Source organism: Streptomyces sp. NPDC003077 (genome assembly GCF_040611095.1).
Taxonomy (GTDB): Bacteria; Actinomycetota; Actinomycetes; order Streptomycetales; family Streptomycetaceae; genus Streptomyces.
Map to the genome: position 1 here is coordinate 112,673 of NZ_JBEXNM010000006.1, position 9,026 is coordinate 121,698.

The window sequence follows — 9,026 nt, forward strand, 5'->3', positions numbered from 1 at the left end:
CCGCCACCGGGCAGGCCGGTTCGCCTTCCGGGCTGCGTCGACCCGACCGACCCCGGCCACGGCCACCGGGCCGCGCCCTGGGCCGGCCCCACCCCCGGCACAGAGCAGGACCGCCCACGGCAGCCGCCCCTCAGCCGTCCTCAGTCGCCCCGCGCCACCTGCTGGAACTTCACCAGCGCCGCCGCGTCCTCCTCGCTCAGCTCTATGGCGAAGTCCCGGGCCAGGAGTTCGGGCAGTTCCTCGGGGGCGACCTGGCGGGTTTCGCGGGACCAGTCGGGGCGGGTCAGCGTCAGTTCCGTGCCGATCAGGGTGCGCCGCAGTTGGGGTTCGGGGCGCTGGACCACCAGGCGGCCGGTGAAGGGTGAGCGGGGGTGGGTGGAGATGTAGTGGTTGAAGACCTGGTAGTCGGCCGGGTAGCGGACTTCCGGGCCGAACGCGTAGAGGTCGAACCAGCCGTCGTCATGCAGGGACCGCAGGACCCACAGGCCCGTCCGCTCCTCCTGTACGAGGCCGAAGGTCCAGCCGCCGTGCCGTGTCTCTACGCCCGCGCGCAGCGGTACCGGTTCGAGCAGGCCCTCGCCGCCGAAGCCGACGTCGGTGATCCACTCCTCGCCGTCCAGGGTCACCTTCAGCAGCGCGTGGGTGACCGCCCGCACCTTGTCCTCACCCATGCGGATGCGCGCGCCCAGGCCGGAGACGTCGAAGCCCAGCCGGTCCAGCGCGGCGGCGTAGAGCAGGTTCTGCTCGTAGCAGTAACCGCCGCGCCGCCGGGTGACCAGCTTGTCCTGAAGGGCCTCCAGGTCCAGGAGGATCGGCCGGCCGAGCACGATGTCCAGGTTCTCGAAGCCGACCGCGGCGGTGTGGGCGGCGTGCAGCGCCCGGAGGGTCTCCAGAGTCGGCGTGCGTTCCCCGGCGTAACCGATGCGGGTCAGGTAGGCGTCGACATCGAGTCGGTCGCCGCCCCAGGGGGACTGGGACTGGTCGGTCATCGCGGGCTTCTCCTGGGTCTGTCGGCGGGTCTGGTGCCGTAAGAGAAACACGGGCACGAGGGCGGGTCTTCCCCGGGAAACCGGGACATCGAGATAGCGGAAAACAGCCGCGCCGATAAACCGAAGCACCGAAGGTGCAGGGCAGCCGCTTTCCAACCCTTTTGCGCAGTTCGCCGGACAGGGTTTAAGTGGGAGATATCCGCCTCGATATCCGCCTCGCCATCCACCTCTCATGCCCGATGCCCCACCCCGCCAATGCCCCGATGCCCCACGCCCGATGCCCGATCCCCGATGCCCGATCCCCGATGCCCGATCCCCAATGCCTGACGCCCGCGCTTCCCGCCCCGGCACCACGGCACCACGCCATCTCGGTCCCAGCACCCCGACACCACGGCACCACGCCACCCCGGCCCCCAGCGCCCCGCCAGCACGCGCCCCGCCACCCCGCCAGCACGGCGCCCCGCCACCCCACCGCCACACCACCCCGCCAGCCAGCAGTCCACACCCCCCGCTCCCCCACGCCCCCACGCCTCACCCCCGCCCACCTCACGCCCCCACGCACGCCCGCCCCCACCCCCATATCCCCCGCCGACCACGAACGGAAAGCCCATGACCATGCCCCCGCTCGGTTCCTTCGGGTCCTTCGGCTCGCAGGATCCGTTCAACGAGCTCCTGAACCGGTTCTTCGGCATGTCCCCGGCCTCCTCGCCGCCCGCCGTCCAGCGGGTCCCCATCGGCCGGCTGCTCACCGAGTCGGCGCGCGAGCTGATCGGCGCCGCCTCCGCGAAGGCCCAGCAGGACGGCAGCGTGGACCTGGACACCGAGCACCTGCTGTGGGCCTGCACGCAGGTCGAACCGGCGCGCAGGCTGCTGACCCGGGCGGGCGCCGACCCCGACCGCCTCGCCGCCGACATCGCCGAGGCGCTGCCCGGCGAGAGCGGCGCGGCCTCCACCGAGCCGGGACTGACCCCGGCCGCCAAGCGCACCTTGACGGCGGCCCACGCCCGTTCGCAGGCGGCCGGTTCCTCCTACATCGGGCCGGAGCACATCCTGGGCGCCCTGCTGGACGACCCGGACTCGGGCGCGTCCCGCCTCCTGTCCTCCTACGGCACCGACACCGCCCGTCTGCGGAGCACCGCCGAGAGCGCCGCCCGGGGCGAGGGCGCCACGGCGGGCGGGGCCGGGGCCGGGGGCGCCACGCCGACGCTGGACGAGTACGGGCGCGACCTCACCGAGGAGGCCCGCGCGGGCAAGCTGGACCCGGTGGTGGGCCGGGCCGAGGAGATCGAGCAGACCGTCGAGATCCTCTCCCGCCGGTCCAAGAACAACCCGGTGCTGATCGGCGAGCCCGGTGTCGGCAAGACGGCGATCGTCGAGGGGCTGGCGCAGCGCATCGTGGCCGGGGACGTGCCGCAGACGCTCAGGGACCGGCGGGTGGTGACGCTGGACCTGTCCGGGCTGGTCGCGGGGTCGAAGTACCGCGGGGAGTTCGAGGAACGGCTCAAGAAGGTGATCGACGAGGTGAAGGCCGCGTCCGCGTCCACGATCCTGTTCATCGACGAGCTGCACACCGTGGTCGGCGCGGGCGCCGGCGAGGGGTCGATGGACGCCGGGAACATGCTCAAACCGGCGTTGGCGCGCGGCGAACTGCACGTCGTCGGCGCCACCACCATCGACGAGTACCGCAAGCACATCGAGAAGGACGCGGCCCTGGAGCGCCGCTTCCAGCCCGTCACCATCCCGGAGCCCACGGTCGCCGAGACGATCCAGATCCTCGAAGGGCTCCGCGACGGTTACGAGGCGCACCACCAGGTGCGGTTCGGCGACGAGGCGCTGACCGCCGCCGCGGAGCTGTCCGACCGCTACGTGAGCGACCGCTTCCTCCCCGACAAGGCCATCGACCTGATGGACCAGGCGGGAGCCCGCGTCCGGCTGAAGTCGCTGGGCCGCTCCACCGAGGCCGTCGACCGCGAGGACCGGCTCGCCAAGCTGAACCGGGAGAAGGACCAGGCGGTCGCCGACGAGGACTTCGGCCGGGCCGCCGAACTCAAACGGGAGATCGCCGAGGCGGAGGCGGAGCTCGCGGGGGTGGCGGAGCGGCGCGAGGGCGTCATGGAGGTCACCGCCGCCGACATCGCCGAGGTCCTCTCCCGCCGCACCGGCATCCCCGTCGCCCAGCTCACCGAGACCGAGCGCGACAAGCTCCTCAAGCTGGAGGAAGCGCTGCACGAGCGGGTGGTCGGCCAGGAGGAGGCCGTGGTGGCGGTGTCCGAGGCCGTGCGCCGCAACCGCGCCGGGATGGGCGACCCGGACCGGCCGGTCGGCTCGTTCCTCTTCCTCGGCCCGACCGGCGTCGGCAAGACGGAGCTGGCCAAGGCGCTGGCCGCGCTGCTGTTCGGGGACGAGTCGAGCATGGTGCGCTTCGACATGAGCGAGTTCCAGGAGAAGCACACCGTCTCGCGGCTGGTCGGTGCCCCGCCCGGTTACGTCGGCCACGAGGAGGCCGGGCAGCTCACCGAGAAGGTCCGCCGCAGGCCGTACAGCGTGCTGCTCTTCGACGAGGTGGAGAAGGCCCACCCGGACGTCTTCAACACCCTGCTCCAGGTCCTCGACGACGGCCGGCTGACCGACGCGCACGGCCGCACGGTCGACTTCCGCAACACCGTCGTCATCATGACCAGCAACATCGGCGCCCAGCGCATCCTGGCCCACCAAGGCGACGTGAGCGCCGTCCGCGAGGAGCTGATGGCGGAGCTGCGCACCCGCTTCCTGCCGGAGTTCCTCAACCGCATCGACGACATCATCATCTTCCACGGCCTGGCCGAGGCCGAACTGGGCCGGATCGTCGACTTCATCCTCGACCGCAGCCGCCGCCGGGTCCGCGCCCAGGACATGGACCTGCACGTCACCGACGCCGCCAAGCGGCTCCTGGTCGAGCGCGGCCACCAGCCGGAGTTCGGCGCCCGGCCGCTGCGCCGCACGGTCCAGTCCGAGCTGGACAACCGGGTCGCGTCCCTGCTGCTCAGTGGGGCGGCGGAACCGGGCGACACGCTGGTGGCGGACGTGGGCCGGGACGAGGACGGGAACGAGGCGCTGACGGTATCGGTCCGACGGGAGACGAACGTGGCGCCGGGGGGAGGGGGAGGAGGGACGGTGGGACGGCCCGGGGAGGGGTGAGGGGCAGGATGAGGGACGGGCGGTCCGGTGGGCCGGGCTCTCGGGTCAAGGGACGCCGCTGCCGATGATGCCGACGATGCCGGGGCAGGCCGGAAGCGGGTCAGGCCTGAGGCCGGGTCACGCCTGTCGTACCGCCCTCTCCCGTTTCGATGCCTCCCACTCCGGGGCCTGCGGACGGGGATGATCCCCCGCGTCCGGAGTCCTCCCCGGGTTCGGCTCCCTCCCCAGGTTCGGCTCCCTCCCCGCGTTCGACTCCTTCTCCACGTTCGACTGCCTCCCCGCCGCGCTCCTGAACGCCCACCCCATCCGGGGCTCCACCACGCACCGGAAGACGGTGCGCACCGGCCGGGTGCACAGCAGCGTCACCGCCACGCCCGCGATGACGGAGACGGCGACCGTGCCCAGAGGCGTATGCGTCCAGCCGTACGCGTCGTACCACCCCCAGAACAGCGCGCCCTTGATCAGGAAACCGTGCAACAAGTACCCGTACGACGTCCCGGCACCCAGCACGGTGCACCACGACCGACGCCCCGGCACCCAGGCCAGGAAGCAGGCCACCAGCACCAGCGAGCAGCCGAACAGGGCGAACGTCATCAGGACCCCGATCCACCAGGGCTCGCCCAGCTGTAGGGCGCTGTCCCGGTGGTAGAACCAGGTGGCGTTCATCCGCGGCGCCGCCCAGTACGCGACGCCCACCGCGCCGCCGAGCACCACAAGGGCGAGGAGGCGCACCCGCGGGCGCCGTACCCACCGGACGTGCTCAGGACGAAGCCTCATCCCCAGTACGAAGAACGGCAGGAACTGGAGGACGCGCTGAAGGTCCAGACCGTCGCCGATGTCAGGGGAGGCAGCCGCGAGCGCCGCGACGGCCAGGGCGAAGGGAAGCGGCCACCGCACGGCCCGCCACAGTGGCGCGGTCAGCCGCCACAGGAACAGGGCGAGCAGGAACCACGTCAGATACCAGGGATCGAGCAGGCTGATCGTCGGCTCCGGGTCGTCGCCGGCCCAGCGATTGAAGAGTGAGTAGGCGATCTCGAAGACGACGTACGGCACGAGCGTGCCGGCGACCAGGCGCCTCAGCCGATCCGTGCTCGGCTCGAAACTCCGCGAGAAATAACCGGAGATGACGACGAACGCGGGCATGTGGAAGGCGTAGACGGCGAGGTAGAGCGCCGTGGCCGTCCTGCTGTCCGCGCGCAGGGGTTCCCAGGCGTGTCCCATCGCGACCAGCACGATCGCCAGGTATTTGGCGTTGTCGAAGTACGGGTCGCGGGCGGCGCTTCGTGACGCGGGTACGGGTGCGGGGGCGGATTCGGACGGCGGGCCGGGAAGCGCTGCCGCAGGTGAGGCGGGGCGCCGAGGCGGCCCCGGCCGATCGGAGCTGCTTTCTCGTCGGCCCGCGTTTCCTTGGCGCGATGTGGTGGCGTCGGACACCCCAGGCACCCTAGGGGTATCCGATGGGGCGTTCGCGGCATTTCGGGCTGGTTGGCGGTTCCGCCCCGGAACGCCACCGGGCCCGTCGCCGAACCCGCCATCGGACCCGCCATCGGGCCGGGACGGACTCCGGAAAACCGTGGTGTGATGGCGCCGTGAACCGCGCCGCAGAAGAGTCCAACCGCCGCATGCTCCGCGCACGGGACGCGATGGACCGCGCGTACGCGCAGCCGCTGGACGTCCCGGCCCTGGCCCGTATCGCCCACGTCTCGCAAGCGCACTTCACGCGCACCTTCCGGGCCACGTTCGGCGAGACACCGCACCGCTACCTGCAGCGCCGCCGCGTCGAGCGGGCCATGTTCCTGCTGCGGGAGACGGATCGCAGCGTGACGGACATCTGCTTCGAGGTCGGCTTCGGCAGCCCGGGAACCTTCAGCCGTACGTTCCGCGACATCGTCGGCACATCCCCGAGGGCGTACCGGAAGGAAACGCCGGCCGTGGGCGTACCGACGTGCTTCACGATGGCGTGGACCCGGCCGAGCGCCTGACCTACCGCACCAACCCGCACCTTCGCGATCCATTCCGTCCGCCGACCGAGCAGTTTTGGATAAGTTTCCGGCCGGCTCTCTCAGTAGCGTGATGCACATGTTCAACGCCATCACGCAATCGCAGATATACGTTCTCGACCAGGACGAGGCCCTCGACTTCTACGTCGGCACGCTCGGTCTGGAGGTCGGCGCCGACATCGACATGGGCTTCATGCGCTGGCTGACCGTCAACGTCCCCGGCCACCCCGAGCGCCAGGTCCTGCTGGAGAAGCCGGGCGCCCCGGCGATGTCCGAGGAGACGGCCCAGCAGGTCCGCGAGCTGGTGACCAAGGGCGCGATGGGCGGCTGGCTCATCTTCACCACGGACAACTGCCGCAAGACGTACGAAACGCTGCTGGCCAAGGGTGTCGAGTTCACCGAGGAACCCACCGAGCGCCCGTACGGCACCGACTGCGGCCTCCGCGACCCCTTCGGCAACCGCATCCGCTTCACCCAGCCGAAGGGCTGAGCCGGACAGCGGGCGGCGGGTGGTCGGGGGCGGCCCGGATCGCGGCGACGGCGGAGCGGTTTCCGTATCGCGGCGACGGCAGACCGGCTTCCGGATCGCGGCGACGGCGGACCGGCTTCCGTCCCCGTCATGCGCTGACGGGCTTCCGGGCCCGATGCGCTGCCGCTCCGGCGCGATGCCCCGGCTCTGCCGATGCCGGGCTCTGCCGGTGTCCGGCTCTGCCGATGCCCCGGGTTCGGTTCCCCCGGGGCAGGGCCGCCACTCCGGCATGGCGACGGGATCAGTCGATGATCCCGTCCACCCCGTACGCCGTCGCGGTGCGCAGGGCGCGGCTGCCCGCCGCGTCCCAGACGTTGACCGCCAGCGGCAGGCCGTGGGGGCCGCGCAACCGGTGGACGGCGGCCACATAACGGCGGTCGACCTGCGCCAGCCGCGGGTTGACCTGATCGGCGAACCGGGCGTACGACGCCAGCGCGCGCGGCGGCGGCGCCCCGATGAACCCCGTACGCACCGCGGGCACCAGCCGGTGCACCATCCGCACCGACTCCGCGTCGAAGCTCTGCACCACCAGCCGGTCGCGCACGTGCTCCGCGTCGAGCCAGCCCATGTGCCGCAGCTCCTGGAGGATCAGCGCCTCGATACCCGGGTACCGCCCGGGGGCCTTGATCTCCAGCAGCAGCCGCTGCCCGTTCTGCTCCATACGCTCCAGGAAACTCCGCAGCGTCGGCACCCGCTCCCCCGCGAACTGCTTGCCGAACCAGCTCCCCGCGTCCAGACGCGCCAACTCGGCCGCCGTGAAGTCCCCGACCCGCCACGGCGAGCGCCCGGGAAAGACCTGCTCGGCGTTGGTCGTCCGCTGGAGCGTGGTGTCGTGCATCACCACGAGCTTGCCGTCCTTGGTGCGCTGGACGTCGTTCTCGACCCAGGCGACGCCCTGCCGGTGGGCCGCGTCGGCGGCGGCGAGCGTGTTCTCCGGGGCCGTACGGGCGGCGCCGCGGTGAGCGATGGCCAACGGTCGGGCGGGTGCTCTCCGGCGGGACACGGGCTCCTCCCCGGCGCCGCGCGGCAAGGCCCGTACCTCGGTGACCCGGGGTGCCCGCGCGGTCCCGGCGACTCCCGTCTCCCCCGAAACGTCGCCCCGCACGATGCCTTCCGAAAGCCCACCCACCTCCGCTGCCCGCGGCAACCCACTCGCCACGGCCGTCCCGGCCACCCCCACGTGCCCCCACGCCCCCGCACCGGCGGGAACGCCGACCGTCAGCAGCAACGCGAGCCACGCGGCGGCGCGGACGGTTCTCCGGAACATGGGGCCTCCTGAACGCTCGACCGCGTGCCTCGTACACCGACCGCAAAACAAATTGCCCATTTATCCCGCTTATCTACCGAATATCGGCCACAGGGGCTCACTTTTCACCCCCCCGCTCCGCCCCACCACACGCCACTCCCCAGGCCGGGGCCGGGCCACCTGGCACTTTTCACCCCACCGAGGTTCGCGACCGCTGGGCCATCTGGGGGAGGCCGGTCAACGCGAGGCACGCCCATCACGCAAGGCGCCCCGCACCGCGTCCCCTCCCCTCGACCGGCCCCTTCGCCGCACCCCACCGGCCGGTCCACTCATCGGCCACCAGCTCTGCCCTTCGACGTGCAACCACTTCGGAAGCGGCGCACGCTGGAACCGTGTCCTCCTCGTCCCCGCACCCAGCGGTCATCGTGTATCCGCCGACCCCGTCCGGCGGGCGGCGGGTCACGGTGCACGGGCGGATCGTCGGGCTGGCCCACGGCCGCGGGGACGTGCAGAAGTTCCTCCGCCGCGCGGGGCTGGCGCCCACCACCGAGGACGTCGATCTGGGCACCCCCGACCTCGTCGAGTGGCGCGGCGGCGACAAGGACGCCTGGCCCCCGCCCGACGCCGGCCCCGGCGGCACCTGAGCGCCGGCAGGAGCGGGGACCGACAGGGAACGGGGCGGCCGTCAGCCGTCAGCCGTCAGCCGTCAGCAGCCGATCGATGCCCGGCTCGTCCCCATGGATGATCGCCGAGTCGTTCCCATGGTCGGCGGACGTGTGTGCACCTGCCTGTGGATAACTCGCTGCCGTCGATGTCCGCGCCGGTAACGTGTAATCCATCCGACGGGCGAACGCGGCACGCGCCCGCCGGCCGCCCGCTCCGCCAGCCCGTCCTCGTCACCTGCTCGTACGCCCGCCCCTCGTCCCCTCTGCCCCCATCCACCCTCTCCGGAAAGGTTGCGGCCCCGCTTGCATTGCGATACTGATCCGCGAACCGCGAACCGCGAACCGCGAACCGCGAACCGCGAACCGCGAACCGCGAACCGCGAACCGCGAACCGCGAACCGCGAACCGCGAACCGCGAAC

Annotated in this window: 6 protein-coding genes and 1 pseudogene; 4 read left to right on the forward strand and 3 right to left on the reverse strand. The window is 72.0% G+C overall.

Translation table 11 applies throughout. The features are described 5' to 3' along the window. Positions 1-140: 140 nt before the first annotated feature. The gene (locus ABZX96_RS06700; protein WP_355538944.1) at positions 141-989 is read right to left on the reverse strand and encodes an arylamine N-acetyltransferase; all 849 of its coding nucleotides are present in this window, start codon (positions 987-989) and stop codon (positions 141-143) included. 609 nt (positions 990-1,598) lie between these two features. On the opposite strand from ABZX96_RS06700, the gene ABZX96_RS06705 reads away from it, so the two are divergent. Then, positions 1,599-4,166 carry an AAA family ATPase gene (locus ABZX96_RS06705; protein WP_355538947.1) on the forward strand — a complete coding sequence of 856 codons (2,568 nt, stop codon included), beginning with the start codon at positions 1,599-1,601 and terminating at the stop codon, positions 4,164-4,166. Between the two features lie 288 nt (positions 4,167-4,454). Here ABZX96_RS06705 and ABZX96_RS06710 read toward each other — a convergent pair. Further along, positions 4,455-5,600 (reverse strand): annotated as a pseudogene (locus ABZX96_RS06710) (acyltransferase family protein); the annotation flags it as partial. 155 nt (positions 5,601-5,755) lie between these two features. Between ABZX96_RS06710 and ABZX96_RS06715 the strand changes: the two are divergent. Further along, entirely contained in the window at positions 5,756-6,148 is a 393-nt protein-coding gene (locus ABZX96_RS06715; protein ID WP_355538950.1) for an AraC family transcriptional regulator, read from the forward strand. Between the two features lie 97 nt (positions 6,149-6,245). Further along, entirely contained in the window at positions 6,246-6,656 is a 411-nt protein-coding gene (locus ABZX96_RS06720; RefSeq protein ID WP_355538953.1) for a VOC family protein, read from the forward strand. Between the two features lie 280 nt (positions 6,657-6,936). Here the strand turns inward: ABZX96_RS06720 and ABZX96_RS06725 are convergent, their stop codons facing one another. Next, positions 6,937-7,962: a glycerophosphodiester phosphodiesterase family protein gene (locus ABZX96_RS06725; protein WP_355538956.1), complete on the reverse strand. Its 1,026-nt coding sequence runs from the start codon at positions 7,960-7,962 to the stop codon at positions 6,937-6,939. 371 nt (positions 7,963-8,333) lie between these two features. On the opposite strand from ABZX96_RS06725, the gene ABZX96_RS06730 reads away from it, so the two are divergent. After that, positions 8,334-8,585 carry a hypothetical protein gene (locus tag ABZX96_RS06730; RefSeq protein WP_355538959.1) on the forward strand — a complete coding sequence of 84 codons (252 nt, stop codon included), beginning with the start codon at positions 8,334-8,336 and terminating at the stop codon, positions 8,583-8,585. Positions 8,586-9,026 lie beyond the last annotated feature (441 nt).